This window comes from Paenibacillus antri, from assembly GCF_005765165.1.
GTDB classification, from domain to species: domain Bacteria; phylum Bacillota; class Bacilli; order Paenibacillales; family YIM-B00363; genus Paenibacillus_AE; species Paenibacillus_AE antri.
The window spans coordinates 43,151-66,449 of the sequence record NZ_VCIW01000005.1 but is presented as its reverse complement, the minus strand read 5'-3'; the positions used below and the strand labels follow the sequence as shown (position 1 = coordinate 66,449).

The following is a 23,299-nucleotide window of genomic DNA, read 5'->3' as shown; positions in this document are numbered from 1 at the left end:
CATTACCGCAGCCGCTTCCACAGCTCATAGAAGCCGGCGCGGCAGGCGCGCAGCTTCACGATCTCGCGGCTGCCGGACAGCTTCAGCTCGCGCACCTCCGTCGCCTTCCCCTCCTCGGCGACGCCGAGGTAGACGAGTCCGGCCGGCTTGCCGTCGGCGGAAGGTCCCGGTCCGGCCACGCCCGTGAACGACACCGCGAACGTCGTCCCGAGCCGGGTCCGCGCGCCTTCCGCCATGCTCGCCGCCGTCTCCGCGCTGAGCGCCCCGGGGGCGCCGGGGCCGCTCAGGAGCGCCTTCGGCACGCCGAGCAGCGCCGTCTTCGCGGCGTTCGAGTAGCTGACGATGCCGCCGGCGAACGCCTCGGAGCTGCCCGGATGCGACGTCGTCATGTCCGCGAACAAGCCGCCCGTGCAGCTCTCCGCCGCGGCGAGCGTCGCTCCGCGCTCGCGCAGAAGCCGCACGATGACCGCGTCCAGGCTGACGTCCTCCTCGGCGTACAGATGGTCGCCGACGCGGCGGCGGATCTCCGCCTCCGTATCCGCCATCTTGGCGAACGCCTCCGCCTCGGAGGAAGCGCGCGACGTCAGCCGAATCATCACTTCGCCTTCCTTCGCGTACGGGGCGATCGTCGGATCCGCTTGGGATTCGATCAGATCGAGCAGCGCATGCTCTAGTCCCGACTCCCCGATGCCTGCGAACTTCAAAGATTTCGAGAATAACGGAAGCGCGTCGTTCATATTCGCCCGGAGCCACGGCTTGGCGTACCGGTCGAACATCGGCTTCAGCTCCCGCGGCGGCCCCGGCAGCAGCACGTACAGCTTGCCGTCCCGGCGAAGCGCCGTGCCGACGGCCATCCCCGTATCGTTCGGCAGCACGTCCGCTCCCGCGAGCGTCAACGCTTGACGGCGGTTGCTCTCCACCATGACGGCCCCCCGCTCGGCGAAATACGCTTCGATCTTCCGCATGCCATCTTCGTCCATCACAAGCTCCGCCCCGACGTGTATGCCGAGCGCGTCCCGCGTCAAGTCGTCCATCGTCGGACCGAGCCCGCCCGTGCAGATGACGATGTCCGCCCGCTCCGATGCGATCCGAAGCGCCGACACGATGCGATCCACGTTATCGCCTACCACCGTCTGGTAATAGACGTCAATGCCGATGCCGGCGCAAGCTTCCGCCAAATATTGCGCGTTCGTATTCACGATCTGGCCGAGCAGCAGCTCCGTGCCGACCGCGACGATTTCCGCTTTCATGCCGCAACACTCCCCTTTGTTAGCAAAAGAAAAGCCGATCGAATGCAAGCGCGCGGCGCTTCCTTCGATTCGGCCTCCTTACCTCACGTCGTCGATGACGTTTTTGTTTTGCACGAAATAATCGATCCCCGAATAAATCGTGATCGCCGCGGCCGCCCAGCTCGAAATCAAATCGAACGGGATGCCGAGGAAATAAAACGGAAAATTGTTAAGCAAAAGCGCGATGATCATCGTAATCTGAATGCCGGTCTTCCACTTGCCCCATGCGCTCGCCGCGACGACCTTCCCCTCGAGCAGAGCGACTTGGCGCAGGCCGGTGATCGCGAACTCGCGAGAAATAATGACGACGGCGATCCACGCGTCGACCTTCTGCATGTCGACGAGCGAAATGAGCACCGCCGCGACGAGCAGCTTGTCGGCGAGCGGGTCGAGCAGCTTTCCGAGGTTCGTCACCATCTTGCGGGACCGCGCGATATAGCCGTCGAGCCCGTCCGTCGCGGCCGCGACGATAAAGATCAGCGTCGCGATGATTTGGTTGTATGTAATATGGAACTCGCCCAAGCGGAGCTCGGGCAAGTTGAAGCTGACCAGCAGGAAAAACATGATGATCGGAACGAGAAAGATACGCGCCAGCGTAATCCGGTTCGCTAGATTCATGCGGATACACCGACTCCCGATAAATCGTAATCGAGCGAATGTGTGATGCGCACTCGCTGCAGCTGACCGATCTCCGGCGTGCAGCCGGTGACGAACACCTCGCCGTCGATCTCCGGCGCGTCGTATTGCGAGCGGCCGATGAAGACGTCGTTGCGGCCGTCATAGCGTTCGATGAGCACGTCCATCGTCTGGCCGATGAACCGGCCGTTCGCGGCTTTCGCCACCTCGCGCTGCACTTCCATCAGTCGGGACGCGCGATACTCCTTCACGTCTTCCGGCACTTGGTTCGGCAGACGCGAAGCCGGCGTATCCTCTTCCATCGAATACGTGAAGACGCCGAGGCGGTCGAACTTCACCTCGCGCACGAACGAAACGAGATTTTCGAAATCCTCTTCCGTCTCCCCGGGGAAGCCGACGATGATCGATGTGCGCAGCACCGCATCGGGAATTCTGGCGCGGATCTTCGCGACGAGCTCGCGCACGTCCCGGCCGCGGCCCGGACGGCGCATCCGCTTCAAGATGCTGTCCTCGCTATGCTGCAGCGGCATGTCGATGTATTTGCAAATCTTCGGATTCGAAGCGATCGCGTCGATCAGCTCGTCCGTGAAGAAGCCCGGATACGCATAGTGCAGTCGGACCCACTCGATGCCTTCCACTTCGCTCACGCGGTGAAGCAGCGTCGGCAGCATGAACGAATCGTAAAGGTCAGTGCCGTAATTCGTGGAATCCTGCGCGATCAACGATACTTCCTTCACGCCTTGCTTCGCCAACGTCTCCACTTCGGCGAGAATCGACTCCACGGAACGGCTGCGGAACGCGCCGCGCATAATCGGAATCGAGCAGAACGTGCATGCGTTGTCGCAGCCTTCCGCGATTTTCACGTATGCGGTATAGCGAGGCGTCGACAGCTTCCGCGGCAGCGCCTGGTCGTAGTTGAAGATCGGATTGCCGACGGCGATCGGCTTCTTGCCGCGCAGCGCCTCGTCGACGATGTCGTTGATCTTATCGAAGTCGCCCGTGCCGACGATCCCGTCGATTTCGGGCATCTCCTGCATCAACTGTTCCTTATAGCGCTGCGTCAAGCAGCCCGAGACGATCAACGCCTTCAGCGCACCCGTCTCCTTCAGCTCGGCCATCTCCAGAATCGTGTTGACGGACTCTTCCTTCGCGGCGTCGATGAAGCCGCAAGTGTTAACGATGATGACCGTCGCATCCTCTTTATTATCTACAAGCTCAAACCCGCGCTGCGCGACGAGGCCGGACATAATTTCCGAATCGACCAGGTTTTTCTCGCAGCCGAGCGTCACCATCTTAATTTTCTCGGTCATGCATGGTATCCCCCAATGTTTATCCCATTCCAATCGATGCCATTATAATATAACCTTGCTAGAGAGGTCAAAAGGATGTCCGTACCATGGAAGAGAGCCGACCCCGTCGGAATCGGCTCATCGACCTTACTTAAAATTAACGAACTGCAGCTCAAGCGGCAAGTCCGCTCCGCGCAGCAGCGCCATGACCGACTGCAGATCGTCCTTGCTCTTGCCCGTCACGCGCAATTGATCGCCTTGGATTTGCGACTTGACCTTCAGCTTCGAATCGCGAATCAAGATGTTCATCTTCTTGGCGTCCTCTTGGCCGATCCCTTGCTTCAGCTTCACCTGCTGACGCACCGTACCCCCGGAGGCGGGCTCGAGCTTGCCGAAATCCATATTTTTGATCGAGATGCCGCGTTTGACCATCTTGCTCTGCAGGATGTCGACGACGCTGTTCAGCTTATACTCGTCGTCGGAGACGAGGATGAGGGCTTCCTTTTCCAACTTGATCTCGCTCTTGCTCCCCTTGAAGTCGAATCGCGTGGCGATCTCCTTCTCCGCTTGCGTCACCGCGTTCTGCAGCTCATTCATGTCCACCTTCGATACGATGTCGAACGAGTATTCCGATGCCATAAGTATGCAAACTCCTTCCGAAAAAATGGATATGTCCCATAAGTATAACAAGAAATTCGCCGGAAGCCAAAAGACGGCAAAAGAGCGCCCGCCGAAAACGACGAACGCTCTTTTATGTAAAGCAGTTACGTGCGGCTGCGGGCCGGATCCCGGAACATGTCCAGAATGCCGAGGACGATATGGGCAAGGCCGAATCCGAAGATGCCGTAGCCCCACGCGTCAGGCGTCAAATACCAACCTAACAGGCTGACGACGACGCCTAGTCCCGTGACGATCCAACTGATGGTCATGGATATCCCTCGCGATCGCTGTAGAATGGTGACATTCTTGCTAACGTTAGGATGTCCCGACGACCTTCGATTATTCAATTACCCGTCGTTCCGGTATCCGCAGGCGTCTGGACGAGTTCGAATTGGAACTTCCGCGGATTCGGCTCGGTCCCCATCTCGACGACGACGCCGTTGACGGTCAGCTCCACCGCATTCGCCCGACCGACGTTGAGGTACACGTTATGATCGTATTCTTCGGAATACGTATCCCCGTTCTTCAGGCCGCCTTGATGCAAATATTTCGACTTCGCGTCCGCATGCGTAATGCCGATCCAAGCTTCCGGCCCGACGATCTTGATCTCGAGCTTGATTTTGTCCGCGTTGCGCACTTCGAAGCGTTCCACCGTATTTTTGCTGTAGGTGAACTTGTCGACGAACGTAACGTCCGGCTCCGGCTCTGGCGGCGGGGGCAGCGGCGTCTGGACCGTGTCGGGCTCTGCGGGCGTATCCGCCGGTTCGTCCGACCCGTCCTCGCCGCCAAGCGTCGCCCCCTGCTCGGCGGCGGAGCTGTCCGTGATCGGCTCGTTCGGAAGCACGTTATCGCGCGACTCCATATTCATATTGAGGTAGTAATAAATCACGCCGATAATGAGAATCGGGAATGCGATCATCAGGAGCGCCGACGCCCACTTGCCCACCCGCTCCGGCGGATTGACCGCGCTTCGCCGCGCCATGCGAATCGGCTCGTTCGACGGCTCGGGATCCGCGGACGGAATGATGTGCGCATACAGTCGAAACACCTCGTCCGGATCGAGTCCGACCGCTTCGGAATATTGTTTGATGAATGCGCGAACATAAAACGTTCCGGGTAAAATCTTGTAATTTCCTTCCTCGATCGCTTCCAAATACCGTTTGCGGATTTTGGTCGTCTCCTGGAGCTGGTCCAAACTGATATTTTTCTCCGTGCGCGCTTTACGAAGCAGTTGCCCGAGGTCAGACACTCCTGTCACCTCCTGAAATTAGAATCCCTCGTAATTGTTCGTGAACGACTCGTACGAAATTTCTTCGTCCGGCGTATTGCGCAGCTCGATAATATAATCGAAGCGATTCATATCGAAACCCGACTCTTTCACGAAAATGTCCGGATGCTCGACGACCTTCGTCGACGGCATCTCCATAATTTCTTGAAGCAGCGTGTAATGCTTCTCGTTCGAGCGGATCGTGCTGACGATGCCGTCGATAATGAACACGTTATTCGGATTGAATTCGTCCTCGGACAACTGGCTTCGCACCGTCTGGCGCAGCAGCGTCGAGGAGACGAACGTCCAGCGCTTGTTCGCGCACACGCTTCCGGCGATGATCGACTCGGTCTTGCCGACGCGCGGCATGCCGCGAAGCCCGATCACTTGATTGCCTTCGCGCTTGAACACCTCGCCGAGGAAGTCGACGAGCAGTCCGAGCTCGTCGCGCGTGAAGCGGAACGTCTTGCGGTCGTCGGAATCGCGTTCGATGTAGCGCCCGTGACGCACCGCCAAGATATCGACCAGCTTCGGCGCGCGAAGCGCCGTTACGGTTATATTATCCACTTTTTTCAACATCTTACCCATGATCTCGATTTTCTCGTCGTCGTCCGTCTGCAGCAGCATGCCGCGCGTCATGTCTTCGACGCCGTTGATCGTAATGATGTTGATGGCCATCATGCCCATGAGGGAAGCGATATCGCCGAGCAAGCCCGGACGGTTCTTATGTATTTTATATTCCATATACCATTGTTTCTGTTCCACAGATCGTCACTCCATCCCTAAATGCAAGAAAAACCGCGTATTTCGATTATATTCTACAAATTTCAGGCCATTCCTTCCCTCCGTCAAAAAAAAGCGAAGAAAAGCCCCTTGCGAAGACGCGCGCGACCGGTTTGCCGATCGCGCGCCCTTCGGACGGGGCTCGCAAGAACTATGGCTCGTTAGTCGACAAGCTTCATCATAATGCCGGCCATGACTTTCTTTTCGTTTTCGTCGCTGACCGCCCAAAGCTCCTTCAACACGCGCTCTTCGTCGTTCTTCGGATCGACTTTGTTCGCAAGGAAGTCGCCGATGTCCGTCGCGAGCTTCTGGATCGTGGAATCGTTCATGCCTGCGGCGCGAGCGTTCTTCACGCGATCCCCTAGGAACTGCTTCCATTTATCATACGTGCTCAATACCGATGTCGTCGACATGCTTCTACGTCCTCCCTTTTCGAAATATGTGATGGATGGTGACCATCTCTAATATTCGCGGAAAGAGGGTTCGTTATGCACGGGAGCCTCTCGGTCGGTCCTTCAGGTCAGCCATCCGCCGTTCGGCGATATGATCTGTCCGTTAATGTACCCGGATTCGGGCAGCGCCAGGAAATACACGAGCGAGGCGATCTCCTCGGGCAGCGCGAATCGGCCCGCGGGAATATCCTCCGCGATCCGTTCCTTCTCCCCCGCCTCGAAGCCGCTCATCATCTCGGTGTCTACCGGCCCCGGGGCGACGGCGTTGACGGTAATGCCCGACGGCGCAAGCTCCTTCGCAAGCGCCTTCGTGAACGCATTCATGCCGCCCTTCGCGGTGGAATACAATACTTCGCAGGATGCGCCGGCGATGCCCCATACGGACGAAACGTTAATGATCCGGCCGTACTTCTGCGACACCATATGCGGCATGAACGCCTGCGTGCACAGAAACATGCCCTTCAGGTTAATGTCCATGACGTTATCCCAGTCCGCTTCCGTCGCGTCCGCGAGCATCCCGTAATGGGAGATGCCCGCGTTGTTGACGACGATGTCCGGAATCATGCCGTGCTTCTCAAGCTTCTCTTGCATGCGCTCGATCTGCTCCCTGCTCCGCAGATCGGCCGTGGCCGTCAGCACCTCGGCGCCGTGGCGCAGGCAGCGCCGAGCCGTCTCGTTGGCCGACTCGTGCTGCTCCAAATAGTGGATCGCCACCTTCATCCCGACGGAGGCGAACCGTTCGGCGATCGCGGCTCCGATGCCGCGGCTGCCGCCCGTCACGAGGACGGTCGTTTCTCGAAGAGATTTGTTCATTCGGTGTAAGTTCACTCGCTTTTGACGATACAGACGGAAAGCTGCTCCCAATCGAAATGCTCCTGCAATCGCGCTTCCACTTCGTCCAATGTGATTTGCTCATACAATTCTAACACATCGAACACGTTCGTGCCTCTAAACCGATGCTTCGTGAATTCCCCGGCGATCGCTTCCGGCGAATTCAACATCCGATAGAAGCCGCCGATCTTCTTCCGGCGCGTCCGCTCGAACAGCTCCTCGGGGATGCCCGACGTCTTCCACGCTTCGACCTCTTCCCGCACGCGAGCGACGAGCGCCTCGGGATCTCTCGTATCTCCGCCGATGACGGAGAACGCGTATTGTTCGCTGGCGTTGTATTCGGCGCCGAAGCTGTCGGTGATCAGCTTCTCATCGTAGAGCGATTGGTACAGTCTCGAGCTCGGGCTAAACAGCATGTCGAACAGCAGCTTCGTCGCAAGCTCGCGGCGGAGCAGCTCGGCGCCGTAGAATCCGACCTTCGTCTCCTTTACGCCGAACAGGCATTTCGGGATCGACACCGGCAGCTTGACGAACTTCTCCTTCATCCGCACGCCGGCCGGCTCTTCGTCGAAGATGCGATGAATTTCGCCTTGCGGCTCGAAACTTTTCCCCGCCTGATTTTCTTTCACGAGGTCGATCATCTCCTGCGGGTCGACGCCGCCGACGATGAACACCGTCATGTTCGACGGGTGGTAGAACGTTCGGTAGCATTGATACAACGTTTCCTTGCTGATTTCGTGAATCGACTCGACCGTGCCGGCGATATCGATATGAACCGGGTGGCGTTCGTACATCGCTTCGATCAAGCCGAAGTAGACGCGCCAGTCGGGTTGATCGGCGTACATCTTGATTTCTTGGCCGATGATCCCTTTTTCCTTAAAGACGTTTTCGTCCGTGAAATACGGGTTTTGCACGAAGTTTAGCAGCGTGGTGACGTTCTCCCGGATGCGATCCGTCGCCGAGAACAAATACACCGTTCTGTCGAAGCTCGTGTACGCATTCGCGGAAGCGCCGTTGGACGCGAACGTCGCGAAGACGTCGCCTTCCGGCTCCTCGAACATCTTGTGCTCCAGAAAATGCGCGATGCCGTCCGGCACCCGGACCGGCGGTTCGTCGCCGACCGCGAAATGGTTGTCGACGGAGCCGTATTTCGTGGAAAAGGTGGCGAACGTCTTCGAAAAACCTTCCTTCGGCAGCACATAGACGGTCAAACCGTTGTCCAGCGTCTCGGAGTAGATGGTTTCTTGGACTTTCGGGTATTCGTGTTTGTTCACGGCTTAGTCCTCCTTCCGGTCGCGCAAGAAGTAGACGGTGTCGAGCTGTACGTCTTGGGCGAACGCGGCGATGTCCGGGACGCTGACGCGCTCGATCTCGCCGAGCAGCGACTCGGCCGTCCGTTCCTTCCCGGACAGTACGGTGTTGAAATCGAAGCCGATCATCTCGTAGGCGCTGTCGTTCATCTCGCGCAGATGGTTCGAGATCATCGCCTTCGTTTGGTTCATCTCGAGCTCCGAAATGTCGCCCGCGCGCATCGCCTCGAGCTGCTTCTTAATAATCTCGACCGCCCGCTCGTACTTATCGATTTCGATGCCGGACGAAATCGTGATGATGCCCTTGTGACCGTCCAGTCGGGACGAAGCGTAGTACGCCAAGCTCTCCTTCTCCCGTACGTTCAGGAACAGCTTGGAATGCGGGAAGCTGCCCAAGATGCCGTTATATAACAATGCCGTCGCATAGCTCGGCTCCGCGTAAGCGGCCGGCGTGCGGATACCCATATTCAGCTTGCCCTGCCCGACCTCCATCCGTTCGATGACGGTGTTGACGTCCGTTACGCGCTTCGTTCGACGGGACGACGTATACGACGTCGGCGCGTCGTTGCCGCGAACCGCGAACGCATCTTGTACGAGACGCTTCACCTCGTCGATCGTCGTGTTTCCGACGACGTATACGTCGATCGGCGCCCCGGCGAGCCAGCTTTGGTACGAGTCGTATAACGATTCGGGGGTAATGCCCGCGAGATCTTCCTTCTGGCCGAGCGGATGCAGTCGGTAAGGCTCGTCCTTGCACATCTCCTCGATGCAGCGCTCCGCGGCGTACCGTCCCTTGTCGTTGACGATCGCCTCCAGCTTCTTCTGCACCGTATGCTTCTCCGCTTCCACGTAGGAGGCTAGGAAGCGGCCGTCCTCGAGGGCCGGCTGCGTCAGCGTCTCGCCGAGAAAGCCGATCGCCTGCTGCAGCAGCGGCGCGCCTCCGGCAGCGAATTCGTTCCGGATGACGTCCATACGGAAGTTGACGATCTGGTAATCGCCACGCTTGTAAATATCGAAGCCGAAGCCTGCGCCGTATAGATCGTCCAGCGCTTCTCGGAACGCCTTCGTCTCCGGATAACTTGCGTTGCCGCGACGCAGGACGAACGGAGCCAGCGCTACCGACGTGACGGTCGATTCTTGCAGGAGCGTGCCGACGAAGACGGAGACGGCCGTCGTCTTGAAGCGATCGGTGGAGAGCACGTGCAGGCGGATGCCGCCGACGGCATCCCGTTCAAAGCGTGTCGTTCCCATGTGGCGGAAACTCCTTCCATTTCGGATGTCTTCCGTTATTATAAGAAAAACCTTCATCGAAGTACAATCAAGGGCGCTTCGAAGCCCGTACCTTCGCTTTGAAACGGAAAAGAAGCAACCCGACGGTTACTTCTTTCCCGTTGTTCTCTTCCGGAAGTGTATGTCTTACCGGCAGAAAATATGTTTTCCGATCTGTTTGTATTGCGGTCTTGTCCAGATCCACTTGGACGTGGCCGTCACCGGGTTGAAGTAGTACAAGCACCCGTCGGACGGGTCCCATCCGTTCAACGCGTCTTGAACGGCCTTCATCGCGCTTTCGTTCGGCGTCAGCCAAATTTGGCCGTCGGCGACCGCGGTGAATGCGCCCGGTTGGAAAATGACGCCCGACGGGGTGTTCGGAAAGCTCGCGCTGTCCACCCGGTTCAAGATGACGGCCGCTACGGCGACTTGCCCTTCGTAAGGCTCGCCGCGAGCTTCGCCGTACACCGCGTTCGCCATCATCTTCAGGTCGTTGCTCGAGAAGCCCCGGTGCGACGACTGTTGAATCTGCTTCGCGGCGCCGGCGCTTTCCGCTTTCGGCTTCGACGCGGTCGCTCCGCCGCCCGTGTCGGCCCCGGGCCTCCAATTTTTCGTAGCGTTGTACAGCTTTAGCTTCGTCGAATCGCCGACGATTCCGTCCGCCTTCATGCCGAACTTCCACTGGAAGTTCTTGACGGACTTGAGCGTCGAATAGCCGAAGTCGCCGTCGATCGCACCGTTATAATACCCTAGGAACTTGAGCCTGCCTTGCAGTTCCCGAACATCCTGCCCGACGGCGCCGTATTTTAAGGTCGTCTTGCTGAACGCTTCCTCCGCACTATGGTCGGCGGTTCGCTGCTTCGCTTGGAAAGCGAAGGCCAGCCCGACGACGAGACAGAGCGTAACCAAGAGCAGTCTAGTTCGCATGCGTGGATTCAACCTTTCTCTACATAAGTTGCAGCCTGTTTCCTTATGTAGTATGAGGAAGGTGAATTTGTTCTATGCGTCCTATCGAGATCAGGAGCTCAATCGACCGCCTTGATATTGCTCGTACGACAGAAGCACCTCGCGCGGCTTGCTTCCCTCGTAAGGCCCGACGACGCCCTTCGCCTCCATCTGATCGATAAGACGGGCCGCGCGGGTATATCCGATCCGCATGCGGCGCTGCAACAGCGAGACGGACGCCTGCTTCGCTTCGAGCACGATAACGACCGCCTGATCGAACAGCTCGTCCAGCTGATCGTCGTCCTCTTCGCCGCTCTCCTGAATTTCCGGGACGAGCTCTTCCCGGTATTGCGCCTTCTCTTGGTCGCGGCAGAACGTGACGACCGCCTCGACCTCGTTATCCGACAGGAACGCGCCCTGGACCCGCACCGCCTTCGAAGCGCCGACCGGCACGAACAGCATGTCGCCGCGTCCGAGCAGCTTCTCCGCCCCCGCCATATCCAGAATCGTGCGGGAGTCGACCTGCGACGACACGCCGAACGCGATCCGCGACGGAATGTTCGCCTTGATGACGCCGGTAATGACGTCGACGGACGGACGCTGCGTCGCGATGATCAGGTGAATGCCGGCCGCGCGCGCCATCTGCGCGAGTCGCGTAATCGCGTCTTCGACGTCGCCGGCGGCGACCATCATCAGGTCCGCGAGCTCGTCGACGATGACGACGATGTACGGCAGCGGCGTCTCGCCCTTCTCGATCAGCTGGGCGTTGTAGCCTTCGATATTCCGCGTCGACGACTTCGAGAACGCCTCGTAGCGCTTCTCCATCTCGACGACGATCTTCTTCAGCGCGAGCGACGCCCGGCGCGGATCGGTCACGACCGGCGCCAGCAGATGCGGAATGCCGTTGTACACGTTCAATTCGACCATCTTCGGGTCGATCATTAAGAACTTCACTTCGTCCGGCTTCGCCTTATACAGCACGCTTGTGATGATGCCGTTAATGCAGACGGACTTGCCCGATCCGGTCGCGCCGGCGACGAGCAAGTGCGGCATCTTGGCGAGGTTGGCGACGATCGGCTGGCCGGAAATGTCGCGACCCAACGCGATCGTGAGACGAGCGTCCGATTCATGGAACGCGGACGTCTCCATCACTTCGCGGAGAGAGACGATCGATACTTCCGTATTCGGCACCTCGATGCCGATCGCGGATTTGCCCGGGATCGGCGCCTCCATCCGAATGTCCTTCGCCGCGAGCGCCAGCGCGATATCGTCGGTCAAGCTTACGATGCGGCTGACCTTCACCCCGACGTCCGGTTGAATTTCGTACCGGGTCACCGCCGGACCTCGCACGACTTGCAGCACCTTCGCGCGCACCCCAAAGCTTTCGAGCGTCGTCTCCAGCTTGCGTGCGTTCTCGCGGGCGAGCGTGTCGGCCGACTCTCCGCCCTTGCCGCCTCCGGGACGCGAGAGCAGATGGAACGGCGGCAGCACGTACGGCTTCGGCGGCGGCGCTGCCGCCGCCGGAGTAAGCGCGTCCGCGAGCGCATCGTCCGTCAGATCCGCCCCCGCGTCGTCCCCGGGCGCTTGTCCCGCCGCGAGCGCGACGGTCGGCGCCGCCGGGACGAGCGCCGGCTCCGGATCGGGCTCCGGTTCGTAGCCGGCCGCACGCTGCACCGACTCGCGAACCTGGTCCAAGAAGTCGACGAAGACCGGCTCGTGCCGTTCCTCCGGCTCCGATACCGGCTCGGGAGCCGATGGCGCCGCGCGCGTCGATTCGCTGACGACCTCAGGCGCGCGGTAGACGACCTCCTCGATCGGCGGCTGCACGCCTTCCTCCTCGGCGTCGTCTCGGGCCGCGGCGTCCTCCGCCGGCTTGTCGCCGAACCCCGACAGCTTATGGAACCAAGTCTTCTTCTGGGGCTTGTCCGGCTTCCAATGCTCCTCGTCGAACTCGTCGTCGAGCGCGACGTCCGGCTTGGCGGGCTTCGCCTTCCGCTTCGTGACGGCGGCTCCGCGCGACGCCGAGCCGCGATCGTTCAGCAGCTGGAACGTCTCCTTCGTCGATCGGCCCAGCTTGCCGAGCAGCCTGGCGACGAAGCGGCGCACCGCGCCGATGATCTGCACGTACGACCATCCGGTGAACAAAAGAATGCCGATCGCGTATAACGCGAATTGAATCAGCATCGCGCCGACCGTGCCGAACAGGACGTAAATCGCCGCGAAGGCGAGCCCGCCGATCATGCCGCCGCCGGCGTCGGCCGTAAATTCCAATCCGCCTCCGGTCATATGGCTCTTCAGCACTTCCCACGTCTGCGAGACGATCCAACCGCCCGTGTATCCGCCTTCAGGCATCAACGTTCCGAATAAACCGTTATGTAAACTGACCATCCATCCGAGCAGAAAGAGCGCGATGCCCGAAGCCTTGACGGACCAACCGGACGGCCATTGTCTGCGAATCATGAAGTGGTATACCGCGATGTAGATCAGCACGATCGACAAGACGGGTTCGAGATTGCCGACAAGCACTCGGAACAGGAACGCGATCGACTTGCCGACCGACCCTTCCCTCGCCAGCGTAATGACGGAAAACAACAACAGCAAGATGCCGTATAATTCGTATTTCAGGTTGGAGGATAATGGCTTTTTGCGCTTTTTTCTACTAGATTTCCCCAACAAAAACACCCCCAGGAGAACATTATAGCATAGTTCTCCCGAGGTTTCGAACGTATGTTCAGCGTGTCAGACGGAACACCGTGCCCGGCATATACGCCGGATTCATGTAGTCTTCGGCGCGCGGCGAGATGAGCCGAACGACCTTGGCTTCGCCATGCGCGAGCATCTCGACCTGCAGCGTCATGTCGCCCACGACGACCTCTTCCGGGCATCTCAAGTCCTCGATGCCCTGGAACACCTGCTCCAACGGGACAGGAGTGTACTGGATCAATGCTCCAACCTCCCCGCCGGCGCCCCTTCGTTTCCTTCGGGCTTCAGCTTCGCCGCCCGCTGCTCCTCGATGCGTCGGTTCAATTCACGGATCGCGTCCCCTAGACCGCCTACGGCGTTGATGAGTCCGTAGTTGACGGCTTCCTGTCCGATGACCGTCGTCCCGATGTCCCGCGTCAGTTCGCCCGTCTTGAACATCAGTTCCTTCAGTTTCTCTTCGGAGACGGTCGAGTGCGACTGAATGAAGCGAAGCACTCGTTCCTGCATCTTGTCCAAATACTCGAACGTTTGCGGCACGCTGATCACGAGCCCGGTGAGACGGATCGGGTGAATCGTCATCGTCGCCGTAGGGGCGATGAACGAATAGTCGGCGCTGACGGCGATCGGCACGCCGATCGAATGGCCTCCCCCGAGCACGATGGCGACGGTCGGCTTCGAAAGCGACGCGATCATCTCCGCGATGGCGAGACCGGCTTCGACGTCGCCTCCGACCGTGTTCAAGATGATGAGAATGCCTTCGATCTTCGTGTTTTGCTCTGCGGCGACGAGCTGCGGAATCAGATGTTCGTACTTGGTCGTTTTGTTTTGCGGCGGAAGCACGACATGGCCTTCGACCTGACCGATGATCGTCATGCAATACAGGTTCGACTGCTCGCTCGTCGGCGGGTTCGGGTTGCCCAAGGCGGTTATGTTTTCAACAACGGTGCTCTTTCGTTCTCCGTACGGATCCGGCTGCTCCGATTTGGTCGTCTTCATGTCGATGTCGTACCGTTCCATGGCGTAAGCCCTCCATTCGAAATACGGAAGCAATCCGTTTTAGTATGAAGGTGGAAGCAGGAATCTATACAATAAAACGGACGCCCTCCCGTCTAAGCGAACTGTACCCAGGTTACAGTTCGTTAAAGGCGGGAAGGCGTCCGTCCCGGTGACTTCAGCAACGGGGAAAACGTTACACTTCCATGATGATCGGCAAAATCATCGGTCTTCTTCTGGTTTGTTCATATAAGAATCGTCCGAGTGCATCCCTGACTTGCGTCTTCAACGAAGCCCATTCGTTCACGTTCTCGCCCATCAAGCGAGCCAGCGTGTTGGACACGATCTTGTTCGCTTCCTCTAACAGGCCTTCGGATTCGCGGACGTACACGAAGCCGCGGGAGATGATGTCCGGTCCGGAAATAATCTTCCCTTCCTGCTTGCTGAGCGTCACGACGACGACGAGAATGCCGTCCTGCGAAAGAAGCTTCCGATCGCGCAAGACGATGTTCCCTACGTCGCCGACGCCGAGTCCGTCGATCAGCACGTTGCCGGCCGGAATCTTGCTGCCTCTGCGCGCGATGCCGTTCTGGATCTCCACCGTATCTCCGATGTCGAGGATGAACGTATTCTCCCGTTCGACGCCGACGGATACCGCTAAATTCGTATGCTGCTTCAGCATCCGGTACTCGCCGTGAATCGGAATGAAATATTTGGGCTTCATCATGTTAAGCATCAGCTTCAGCTCTTCTTGGCTGCCGTGTCCGGATACGTGAACCCCCGTGATCGTGCCGGGACCGTAAATGACGTTCGCGCCGAGACGGAACAGCTCGTCCACCGTGCGCCCGACGTACCGTTCGTTGCCGGGAATCGGAGTAGCCGCGATGATGACCGTATCTCCGGGAAGAATGTCCAACTTCTTATGCGTGGACCGCGCCATGCGCGTCAGCGCGGACATCGGTTCGCCTTGACTGCCCGTAGACAAGATGACGACCTCGTCGGCCGGTAGGCTGTTGACCTCCTCCGGTTCGATCAACATGCCTTCCGGAATGTCCAAATACCCGAGCTCATTGGCGATCGTCACGACGTTCACCATGCTGCGGCCGATCACGGTCACCTTCCGGTTCGTGAGCATCGCCGCTTCGAATACCTGCTGCACGCGGTGAATGTTCGAGGCGAACGTCGCGACGACGACGCGCTGCTTCGCGCGCCGGAACACTTCGACGAGCTCTTGTCCGACGGACTTCTCCGAAGGCGTGAAGCCGGACCGTTCCGCGTTCGTGCTCTCCGACAGCAAACATAAGACGCCCTTGCTCCCGAGTTCGGCCATCCGATGCAAATCGGCGTACTGCTGATTGACCGGGGTAAAGTCGAACTTGAAGTCTCCCGTATGGACGATCAGGCCTTCCGGCGTGTCGAGCGCGACGCCGACCGAATCCGGAATGCTATGGTTCGTCCGGAAGAACGATGCCGTAATGGAGCCGAGATTCAGCTCGGTATCGGGATGAATAAGAATGCGCTTCGTCTCGCCGAGCAAATTCGCTTCCTTCAGCTTGGCTTCGATCAAGCCGAGCGTCAGCTTCGTACCGTACACCGGAACGTTCAGATGCTTCAAAATGTAAGGCAAGCCTCCGATATGATCCTCGTGTCCGTGCGTTACGAGAATCCCGCGCACCTTGTCCCGGTTCTCGGTCAAATACGATATATCCGGGATGACGACGTCGATGCCGAGCATATCTTCTTCCGGAAACTTCAGACCGGCGTCGATGACGACGATATCGTTGGCATATTGAACTACGTACATATTTTTACCAATTTCGCCTACGCCGCCAAGGGCGAAAATGGTGACTTTCTCAGAACTCTTCTTAGACAAAAAGGTAACCTCCTCAAATGGATTGGCGACGATCTATATGAATACAAACCATGCCGAGCAAAATGTAAGGAAACAGGAAATCCGCACCAAGTCACTTAACGTTCATTATACATGATCAAAAACGCGAAACACAAGTCGCCTGCGTCCCGCCGCCGGTATCCATAGAATGTCCAGCGCTAACGAAACGATGCCCGCCGCGTCCTCTCCCATGCAGGGAAATAACGCAAGCGGGCATCGTCGATTACCCCTCGTATGAAGCGACCAAAACGTCGATGTAATTCGCCTCTTCCGGCGTTACGCCGATGAGCGGAAGACGAACGCCGCCGCAGTCGATTCCTCTATGCTTCATCGCATATTTGACCGGCACCGGGTTCGGCACGCGATGCGGGCAGAAGAACATGCCCTTGAACATCGGCGACAGCCGAAGATGCAGCTTCGACGCGCGGTCCGGCTGGCCGGACACGTGCGCATCGATCATCTCGCTCATCAATTTGCCGACTAGGTGACTCGTCACGCTGACGATGCCGTACGCGCCGATCGAAAGCGCCGGCAGCGTCAGGCTGTCGTCGCCGCTATAGAGCTTGAATCTGTCCGGGGCTCCGGCGAGAATGGCCGACATCTGATCCAGGTCGCCGCTCGATTCCTTGACGGCGACGATGTTCGGAATGTCCGCCAACGCCAGCATCGTCTTGGCTTCGATATTGACGCCCGTGCGGGACGGAATGTTGTAAATCATAATCGGCAAGCTGACGGACGACGCCACCGCGCGGAAGTGCGCCAATAACCCGTCTTGGGAGGTACGGCTGTAATAAGGCGATACGAGCATAATCGCGTCTACGCCGAGCTTCTCCGCTTCTTGGGACAGGTGAATGGAATGCGCCGTATCGTTGGAGCCGGTGCCCGCGATAATCTTCGCCCGCCCGTTCGCTTGACGGACGGCGAACCGAAACAGCTCCAGCTTCTCCTCGTCGGTTAGCGTCGGGGACTCCCCCGTCGTTCCGGCGATGACGAGTCCGGTAGACGCTTGCTCGTCGATCAAATAATCGATCAACTTCGCCGTCTGGTTCCAATCGATCTTCAAGTCGCCGTCGAACGGCGTTACCATGGCAGTTAACAATCTTCCGAAATCCACTCTCGTTCCTCCTCGCCGCCACTCGTCCGGCCGCGCTGCGTTTTCAATTGTTCCCTATCATACGAAGGATATCGAATGATGTCAATTCGAAAATTACGCGTGCAATTGAAACTTGCGATGCAGCGCGTTGACCGCCTTCACCGTATCCGCGGAACGGACGAGCACCCAGATGGTCGTGTTTGAGTCGGCGGACTGCAGAATGCCGACCTCTTCCTCCGTCAATGCCTCTATAATCATCGCCATGACGCCGGGAACGCCGTTCATCCCGCCGCCGATGACGGACACTTTCGTGCAATCTTTGACCGCTTGCGGCTCGTACCCGAGCCGCTTCAACAAGCCGATCGCCCGTTCGGTCTCCGTGTCGTATACGGTGTACGCGACGCCGGACGGGTTGACGTTAATCAAATCTACGCTGATGCCGTTCTCGGCCATCGTCTTAAAGACGCGAAGCTGCAAGTCGTATTGGCCTTCCGCGGCGTGCACCTGAATTTGGGAGACGTTCACGGAATGCGCGATGCCGGTGATCAGACGGTCTTGGACATGACCCTTGCCGCGCAGCACCGATTGCCCGGCGACGAGCGTCCCGAGCCCGTCGGAGAACGTCGATCGAATGCGCACCGGAATGTCGGCCTCCATCGCGACCTCGACGGCTCTTGGATGAATGACCTTGGCTCCGTTGTTGGCCATATTGCATATTTCCATATAGCTGACTTGATCGAGCGGCTTCGCGTCGCCCACGATGCGCGGATCCGCCGTCAGCACGCCCTCGACATCGGTGAATATATCGACGTACTCGGCCTTGAGCGCGGCGCCGAGCGCCGTCGCGGACGTATCGCTGCCTCCCCTGCCGAGCGTGGTGACGTCGCCGTTCGGCGCCGCCCCCTGAAAACCGGTGACGATCGCGATCTTGCCCTCCTTCAGGATGGCGAGCAGCCGCTCCGTCCGAATGTCGGTAATGCGAGCGTTGCCGAATTCGCTCGTCGTCTCGATGCCCGCCTGCGCGCCCGTCAGCGCGATCGCATCGAGTCCGCGAGACTGAAGCATGGCGCACAGCGTCGCGGCCGAGATCGTCTCGCCGCAAGCCATCAGCAAATCTCGCTCCCTGCTAGCGAGCGAGCCCCCGTTCGCGTCGATTAAGCCGAGCAGCGTGTCGGTGGCGTACGGCTCGCCGCGCCGGCCCATAGCCGACACGACGACGACCAGCGCGTATTGCTCTTCGAGCGCCCGACGAATATGTTTGATGGCATGTTCTCTGGCTTCTGGGGTAGATAGGGACGTTCCTCCGAACTTCTGAACCAAGATGCGCATAGTACTACCTCCGGGAATCGCCTCGAATAATTAATGACATGAATCGTTCATAAGATTAAGAATACAAAAATCTTTCGATCAGCATCGGCTGCAGCTGTTTCCCTTGCAGCGCGGCTTCGCACGTCTCCATGATCAAATCCATGCGGGCGACGAGCGAATTCGGCTTCGCCTGCGGATTGTCTTGGCCGAAGGGAACGAAATAGATGTTTTTCGTAATCAACAGCTTCGCGATGTTCGCGCTGTTCAGTCCCAAGCCGTCGTTCGTCGAAATCGCCAGCACGAGCGGCCGTCCGTTGCGCATTTGCGCCTTAGCGGCCATCAAGACCGGGCTCTCGGTCATCGCATTCGCTAGCTTGCTAGTCGTGTTGCCGGTGCACGGCGCGATCGCCATCACGTCCAGAAGCTTGGACGGACCGAGCGGTTCGGCGTCCACAATTGAGGCAATAATATCATTTCCGGTAAGGTCTTTCAACTGCTTCTGCCAGTCCGCGGCCTTGCCGAATCGCGTATCCGTCATAGCGACGGAATGCGAGATGATCGGCACGACGTTCGCTCCGGCGTCTACGAATCTCTTGATTTGCGGCATGACTTCTTCCAGCGTGCAATGCGAACCCGTCAGCGCGTACCCGACCGAAATTCCGTTCCAATTCATGCTTCCTTCCCCCGTTTCGCGGTATCTTCCATTATCAGTTGACTGACGACCGTCGCGATGATGCGGCCCGCCGTCTTCGGAGCGACGATGCCCGGCAGCCCCGGCGCCAACAGCGCTTTGACGCCGCGGCGTTCGGCGAACCGAAAGTCGGTCCCTCCCGGCTTCGACGCGAGATCGATGATGACCGCCCTCGGCGGCATCGCCGCGATCACTCGGGCGGTAAGGATCGGCGTCGGAACCGTATTAAAGACGATATCCGCGTCTCCGACGTACTGCTGCAGCCGTGACGTATGGAACGGTTGAAAGCCCATTTCGTACGCTCTGGCGTAATGATCTTCCTTCCGAACGCCGACCAGCACCTTCGCCCCGAGCCCTAGCAGCGTTCGAGCCATCGTCATGCCGGTTCGGCCGAAGCCGATGACGAGCGTGGTCGAACCATGGATCGTAATATCCGTGTTCTGGATCGCCAGCAGAAGCGCGCCCTCCGCCGTCGGAATTGAATTGTATATCGCCACGTCGTCGCGCTCGAGCAGCTCGATCAAGGCGATGCCATGCTTCTGACAAAGATTGCGTAAGTACGGCTTCGCGATCCCGGCGTACACCTTGGCGTGCTTCGGAAGCCGCGCGAAGCAGGCGTCGGTGAGTCGCAGCTCCTTCGAGGTGAACACGCCCTCGACTTTCCCTTCGTCGTCCGTCCCGACCACCGGCAGCAGGACGGCGTCCAAGTCGGCGAACGCGTCTTCGGTGAGCTCCGCATGCGTCGCGCCGTTGAACGCCTGCTTCAGATTATCGAAGCCGATCAACGTCACCGACGCATCTAGCTCAGTCAGCCGCTGGATGACCTCCAGCTGACGAGCGTCGCCGCCGATGAAAGCAACCTGCGTTCCGGTCAGCATTGCGAACACGCTCCTTTCGGTTGCCATGAAATATAGTCATATCCTATGACATCCGCCCAGATTTGGTTACAAGGCGACGCGGTTCTTCCCGAACGTTCCCCCATCTATGGAAAAAGCCGACCGGCCCCAAGGGCCGATCGGCTTCACGAAGAATGCGTGTTATTCGATTAAACGCCTGTATGGCCGAATCCGCCGGCGCCGCGCTTCGTCTCGTCCAGCTCCCGCACCTCGGACAAATCGATGTCCGGCACGGTCTGGAACACCATCTGCGCGATCCGCTCTCCGCGGCGGACGACGAACGGCTCTTGTCCCAAGTTGACGAGCAGCACCTTCACCTCGCCGCGGTAATCCGCGTCGATCGTTCCCGGCGTGTTCAGCGTCGTGATACCGTGTTTATAAGCGAGTCCGCTTCGCGGCCGGATCTGCGCCTCTAAGCCGTCGGGCATCGCGAGCGCGAAGCCGGTCGGCACGAGGCGCCGTTCTCCGGGCGGAATTTCGAGCGGCTCCGTCACGGCGGCGTGTACGTCGTACCCGCTCGCTCCCGCGGACATCTTCAGCGGCAGCGGCACGTCCTCCGCTCCCGGCATTCGTTTGATCTCAACCCTGAACGGCTGCAGCATACCGATCTCTCCATTTCAACAACGCTTTGTCCGATCCGCCGACCATCGCGGTCGCGCACGGACCGCCGAACATGCGGGAAGCGAGCGCCCGCACGTCGTCCATCGTCACCGATTCGATCCGCTCGATCAGATCGTCGAGCGTGAATTGCCGGCCTTGCATCAACTCGTTCTTGCCGTTGCGCGTCATGCGGCTGCTCGTGCTCTCGAGACCGATGATGAGGCTCCCCTTCATCTGCTCCTTGCCCTTGCGAAGCTCCTCCGGCAAGATGCCGTTGTCCCGCACGTCCGCGATGACGCCTTGGATCAGGTCGAGCACCTCCGCCGTCTGCTTCGGCGTCGTTCCCGCATAGATCGTGAACAATCCGCTGTCCGTATGCGACGTGTGATACGAGTAGATCGAATACGCCAATCCGCGCTTCTCTCGAACTTCCTGGAACAAGCGCGAACTCATCCCCCCGCCGATCGCGTTGTTCAGGAGGATCATCCCGTACAGCAGCGGGTCGTCCTGCGAGAGGCCGGGCATCGCGATGCAAATATGGTTTTGTTCGGTTTTCTTCCGCAGATGCTGATGTCCTCCGGAGAACGCCGGCGCGACGGAAGGCTCCGTCGCGCTCGGCCGGTTCGGCTGCGCGGCTCCGCCGAAGTGACGTTCGAACAACTCCATCATCGATTCGCCGATATTGCCCGCGGCGCTAATGACGATCGCGTCGCTGCCGTAATGCGTCTCGATGAAGCGGCGCAGGTCGTCCGACGACATCGCGGTCAGGTTCGGTTCCGTGCCGAGGATCGGCATGCCGAGCGGGTGATCGCCGTATGAAGCCTTCGCGATCATATCGTGGACGATGTCGTCCGGCGTATCCTCGTACATCGAGATTTCCTCGATGATGACGTTCTTCTCCTTCGCCAGATCGTCCCCGGCCAGCTTCGAACGAAAGAACATGTCCGCGAGCACGTCGACGGCGATCGGGACGTGCTCATCCAACACCTTCGCGTAATAGCATGTATATTCTTTGGAAGTGAACGCGTTGACGTTGCCGCCGATCCCGTCGAAGACGTCCGCGATATCCTTGGCGCTGAACCGTTCCGTTCCTTTGAACAGCATGTGTTCGATGAAATGCGAGATCCCGTTGTTGGCTTCCTTCTCGTTGCGCGAACCCGTCTTGACCCAAATGCCGAAGGAGACCGAGCGGCTTGTCGGCATATTTTCCAACACGACTCGGATTCCGTTACTTAACTGCCTTCTTTCCACCTGTTCTCCCCTCGCTTCCGCCTACCGTATGACAACTGTTCCTGAAGATTGATATTATCAGAAACCCGTCGGCGTCTCAACCGCCAAGGCCGGCGACGGCGAGATCGTCTCGGAGACGGTGCCGAGGGCGTAGCCTTGCCGCTTCGCTTCCTGGATCATTCCGCGCAGCGCGCCGCTCGCGCTTTCCGTAGGGTGCATGAGAATCAGGGACCCCGGTTCGAGACGCGCGGCGACCTTACGTACGATCGTATCCGCCCCGGGCTCTTTCCAGTCGATCGTGTCCAGCGACCATAAAATCGTTCGAAGCCCGAGATCGTGCGCGACCTTGACCGTATCCGCGTCGAAGTCGCCGGACGGCGGCGCGAACAACGTCCCTTCGACGCCCAGCGTCTCCTTCAGCAGCTTCTGCGTATCCAAGATTTCCTTCCGCACCGCCTCGTCGGACAACTGACTGAGCGGCGTCTTGTGCCAATATGCGTGGTTCGCCAGCTCATGCCCTTCCGCGGCGATACGCTTCGCCTCTTCCGGATGCGTCTTCAGCCACGACCCGAGGAAGAAGAACGTCGCCTTCACGTTCTCGTCCCGCAGCGTCTTCAGCATGCCGGGCAAATTTTCTTCCTTCCATGCGACGTTGATCATGAGCGACACCATCGGCTTGCGCGGATTGCCTTTATAAATCGGGAGCGGCCCCAGATCGTCCAACGTCACCTTCGCTGGAATCTCCCGAAATACGAACGGGATCGGCTCCTTGCCTCCGTTCTTTACGGCGGCTTCGAACGTCGCGTCGACGTCCACCTCGCGGCCGTTGAGCGCCGGAATCGCTTTCCACACCGGATCCTCCTTGGCGTCGATCGGCTCCGTACGGAGCTTCTCGGCGGCCGCGGCCACGCGGTCGTACAATGCCCGGCGTTCCGGGTCGAGCTTCGCCGGATCGACGTCGAAAACCGTTTCTCCGGCCGACTCGCCCACGATCGCCGCCGGATTCGGCTGCAGGCCGGCTACCTGATGCGCGATCGTCCCGGACCGGCTGACCGCGACGAACGCGAAGGCGAAAAACGCGACGACGACGAACCCCTTTTTCCACATCCCGTTCATTCGGACTCTTCCCCTTCCTCCGCGAACGCGGCGTTCGGCTCGCGGAC

The 23,299-nt window shown here is 59.1% G+C and carries 23 protein-coding genes; all 23 read right to left on the bottom strand.

Annotated elements, in window-relative coordinates:
• Positions 1-2: 2 nt before the first annotated feature.
• Positions 3-1,250: a competence/damage-inducible protein A gene (locus FE782_RS09855; RefSeq protein WP_138193927.1), complete on the bottom strand. Its 1,248-nt coding sequence runs from the start codon at positions 1,248-1,250 to the stop codon at positions 3-5.
• Positions 1,251-1,328: 78 nt separating this feature from the next.
• Positions 1,329-1,907, bottom strand: a complete 579-nt coding sequence (pgsA, locus tag FE782_RS09850; protein ID WP_138193926.1) for a CDP-diacylglycerol--glycerol-3-phosphate 3-phosphatidyltransferase — start codon at positions 1,905-1,907, stop codon at positions 1,329-1,331.
• Positions 1,904-3,235, bottom strand: coding sequence for a 30S ribosomal protein S12 methylthiotransferase RimO (rimO, locus tag FE782_RS09845; RefSeq protein ID WP_138193925.1), 1,332 nt, complete (start codon positions 3,233-3,235; stop codon positions 1,904-1,906). The genes pgsA and rimO overlap by 4 nt, the downstream gene beginning before the upstream one ends.
• A gap of 126 nt (positions 3,236-3,361) precedes the next feature.
• Positions 3,362-3,853, bottom strand: a complete 492-nt coding sequence (locus FE782_RS09840) for a YajQ family cyclic di-GMP-binding protein (RefSeq protein ID WP_138193924.1) — start codon at positions 3,851-3,853, stop codon at positions 3,362-3,364.
• 125 nt (positions 3,854-3,978) lie between these two features.
• A complete protein-coding gene (locus FE782_RS32575) occupies positions 3,979-4,143 on the bottom strand; it encodes a hypothetical protein (protein WP_202914506.1) in 165 nt (54 codons plus the stop codon).
• 74 nt (positions 4,144-4,217) lie between these two features.
• Positions 4,218-5,123, bottom strand: coding sequence for a helix-turn-helix domain-containing protein (locus FE782_RS09835; RefSeq protein ID WP_238392409.1), 906 nt, complete (start codon positions 5,121-5,123; stop codon positions 4,218-4,220).
• Positions 5,124-5,141: 18 nt separating this feature from the next.
• Positions 5,142-5,906 carry a DUF3388 domain-containing protein gene (locus tag FE782_RS09830; protein WP_138193922.1) on the bottom strand — a complete coding sequence of 255 codons (765 nt, stop codon included), beginning with the start codon at positions 5,904-5,906 and terminating at the stop codon, positions 5,142-5,144.
• Positions 5,907-6,085: 179 nt separating this feature from the next.
• A complete protein-coding gene (locus FE782_RS09825; RefSeq protein WP_138193921.1) occupies positions 6,086-6,337 on the bottom strand; it encodes a DUF3243 domain-containing protein in 252 nt (83 codons plus the stop codon).
• Between the two features lie 102 nt (positions 6,338-6,439).
• Positions 6,440-7,189, bottom strand: a complete 750-nt coding sequence (ymfI, locus tag FE782_RS09820) for an elongation factor P 5-aminopentanone reductase (RefSeq protein ID WP_138193920.1) — start codon at positions 7,187-7,189, stop codon at positions 6,440-6,442.
• An 11-nt stretch (positions 7,190-7,200) separates the two neighbouring features.
• Complete coding sequence (yfmH, locus tag FE782_RS09815) at positions 7,201-8,481, bottom strand: EF-P 5-aminopentanol modification-associated protein YfmH (protein ID WP_138193919.1); 1,281 nt, start codon at positions 8,479-8,481, stop codon at positions 7,201-7,203.
• 3 nt (positions 8,482-8,484) lie between these two features.
• Positions 8,485-9,768: an EF-P 5-aminopentanol modification-associated protein YfmF gene (gene yfmF, locus FE782_RS09810; protein WP_138193918.1), complete on the bottom strand. Its 1,284-nt coding sequence runs from the start codon at positions 9,766-9,768 to the stop codon at positions 8,485-8,487.
• A 165-nt stretch (positions 9,769-9,933) separates the two neighbouring features.
• Positions 9,934-10,713: a spore cortex-lytic enzyme gene (gene sleB / locus FE782_RS09805; RefSeq protein ID WP_138193917.1), complete on the bottom strand. Its 780-nt coding sequence runs from the start codon at positions 10,711-10,713 to the stop codon at positions 9,934-9,936.
• 90 nt (positions 10,714-10,803) lie between these two features.
• A complete protein-coding gene (locus FE782_RS09800; RefSeq protein ID WP_138193916.1) occupies positions 10,804-13,404 on the bottom strand; it encodes an FtsK/SpoIIIE family DNA translocase in 2,601 nt (866 codons plus the stop codon).
• Between the two features lie 58 nt (positions 13,405-13,462).
• Positions 13,463-13,675 (bottom strand): YlzJ-like family protein, encoded by a 213-nt coding sequence (locus FE782_RS09795; RefSeq protein WP_138193915.1) that lies wholly within the window; start codon positions 13,673-13,675, stop codon positions 13,463-13,465.
• Complete coding sequence (locus tag FE782_RS09790; protein ID WP_138194176.1) at positions 13,672-14,430, bottom strand: ClpP family protease; 759 nt, start codon at positions 14,428-14,430, stop codon at positions 13,672-13,674. The genes FE782_RS09795 and FE782_RS09790 overlap by 4 nt, the downstream gene beginning before the upstream one ends.
• 193 nt (positions 14,431-14,623) lie before the next feature.
• Positions 14,624-16,300, bottom strand: coding sequence for a ribonuclease J (locus FE782_RS09785; RefSeq protein WP_138193914.1), 1,677 nt, complete (start codon positions 16,298-16,300; stop codon positions 14,624-14,626).
• A 241-nt stretch (positions 16,301-16,541) separates the two neighbouring features.
• Positions 16,542-17,432: a 4-hydroxy-tetrahydrodipicolinate synthase gene (gene dapA, locus FE782_RS09780; protein WP_138193913.1), complete on the bottom strand. Its 891-nt coding sequence runs from the start codon at positions 17,430-17,432 to the stop codon at positions 16,542-16,544.
• A gap of 93 nt (positions 17,433-17,525) precedes the next feature.
• On the bottom strand, positions 17,526-18,740 hold the full coding sequence (gene dapG, locus FE782_RS09775) for an aspartate kinase (RefSeq protein ID WP_138193912.1): 1,215 nt from the start codon (positions 18,738-18,740) through the stop codon (positions 17,526-17,528).
• Positions 18,741-18,795: 55 nt separating this feature from the next.
• Complete coding sequence (locus tag FE782_RS09770; protein WP_138193911.1) at positions 18,796-19,392, bottom strand: dipicolinate synthase subunit B; 597 nt, start codon at positions 19,390-19,392, stop codon at positions 18,796-18,798.
• Positions 19,389-20,288: a dipicolinate synthase subunit DpsA gene (gene dpsA, locus FE782_RS09765; protein WP_138193910.1), complete on the bottom strand. Its 900-nt coding sequence runs from the start codon at positions 20,286-20,288 to the stop codon at positions 19,389-19,391. Before dpsA ends, FE782_RS09770 begins: the two co-directional genes overlap by 4 nt.
• Before the next feature lie 167 nt (positions 20,289-20,455).
• On the bottom strand, positions 20,456-20,908 hold the full coding sequence (gene dut / locus FE782_RS09760) for a dUTP diphosphatase (RefSeq protein WP_138193909.1): 453 nt from the start codon (positions 20,906-20,908) through the stop codon (positions 20,456-20,458).
• Positions 20,886-22,157 carry a M16 family metallopeptidase gene (locus tag FE782_RS09755; RefSeq protein ID WP_138193908.1) on the bottom strand — a complete coding sequence of 424 codons (1,272 nt, stop codon included), beginning with the start codon at positions 22,155-22,157 and terminating at the stop codon, positions 20,886-20,888. Before FE782_RS09755 ends, dut begins: the two co-directional genes overlap by 23 nt.
• A 57-nt stretch (positions 22,158-22,214) precedes the next feature.
• A complete protein-coding gene (locus tag FE782_RS09750) occupies positions 22,215-23,252 on the bottom strand; it encodes a polysaccharide deacetylase family protein (RefSeq protein ID WP_138193907.1) in 1,038 nt (345 codons plus the stop codon).
• Between the last annotated feature and the right edge of the window lie 47 nt (positions 23,253-23,299).

Excerpts from the sequence above, each read along its gene's own strand:
- pgsA (WP_138193926.1), bottom strand. The coding sequence starts at position 1,907 with ATGAATCTAGCGAACCGGATTACGCTGGCGCGTATCTTTCTCGTTCCG.
- FE782_RS09825 (WP_138193921.1), bottom strand. The coding sequence starts at position 6,337 with ATGTCGACGACATCGGTATTGAGCACGTATGATAAATGGAAGCAGTTC.
- dpsA (WP_138193910.1), bottom strand. The coding sequence starts at position 20,288 with ATGCTGACCGGAACGCAGGTTGCTTTCATCGGCGGCGACGCTCGTCAG.
- ymfI (WP_138193920.1), bottom strand. The coding sequence starts at position 7,189 with ATGAACAAATCTCTTCGAGAAACGACCGTCCTCGTGACGGGCGGCAGC.
- yfmF (WP_138193918.1), bottom strand. The coding sequence starts at position 9,768 with ATGGGAACGACACGCTTTGAACGGGATGCCGTCGGCGGCATCCGCCTG.
- FE782_RS09750 (WP_138193907.1), bottom strand. The coding sequence starts at position 23,252 with ATGAACGGGATGTGGAAAAAGGGGTTCGTCGTCGTCGCGTTTTTCGCC.
- rimO (WP_138193925.1), bottom strand. The coding sequence starts at position 3,235 with ATGACCGAGAAAATTAAGATGGTGACGCTCGGCTGCGAGAAAAACCTG.
- dapG (WP_138193912.1), bottom strand. The coding sequence starts at position 18,740 with ATGCGCATCTTGGTTCAGAAGTTCGGAGGAACGTCCCTATCTACCCCA.
- FE782_RS09840 (WP_138193924.1), bottom strand. The coding sequence starts at position 3,853 with ATGGCATCGGAATACTCGTTCGACATCGTATCGAAGGTGGACATGAAT.
- FE782_RS09855 (WP_138193927.1), bottom strand. The coding sequence starts at position 1,250 with ATGAAAGCGGAAATCGTCGCGGTCGGCACGGAGCTGCTGCTCGGCCAG.
- dut (WP_138193909.1), bottom strand. The coding sequence starts at position 20,908 with ATGCTGCAGCCGTTCAGGGTTGAGATCAAACGAATGCCGGGAGCGGAG.
- FE782_RS09790 (WP_138194176.1), bottom strand. The coding sequence starts at position 14,430 with ATGAAGACGACCAAATCGGAGCAGCCGGATCCGTACGGAGAACGAAAG.
- FE782_RS32575 (WP_202914506.1), bottom strand. The coding sequence starts at position 4,143 with ATGACCATCAGTTGGATCGTCACGGGACTAGGCGTCGTCGTCAGCCTG.
- FE782_RS09770 (WP_138193911.1), bottom strand. The coding sequence starts at position 19,392 with ATGAATTGGAACGGAATTTCGGTCGGGTACGCGCTGACGGGTTCGCAT.
- sleB (WP_138193917.1), bottom strand. The coding sequence starts at position 10,713 with ATGCGAACTAGACTGCTCTTGGTTACGCTCTGTCTCGTCGTCGGGCTG.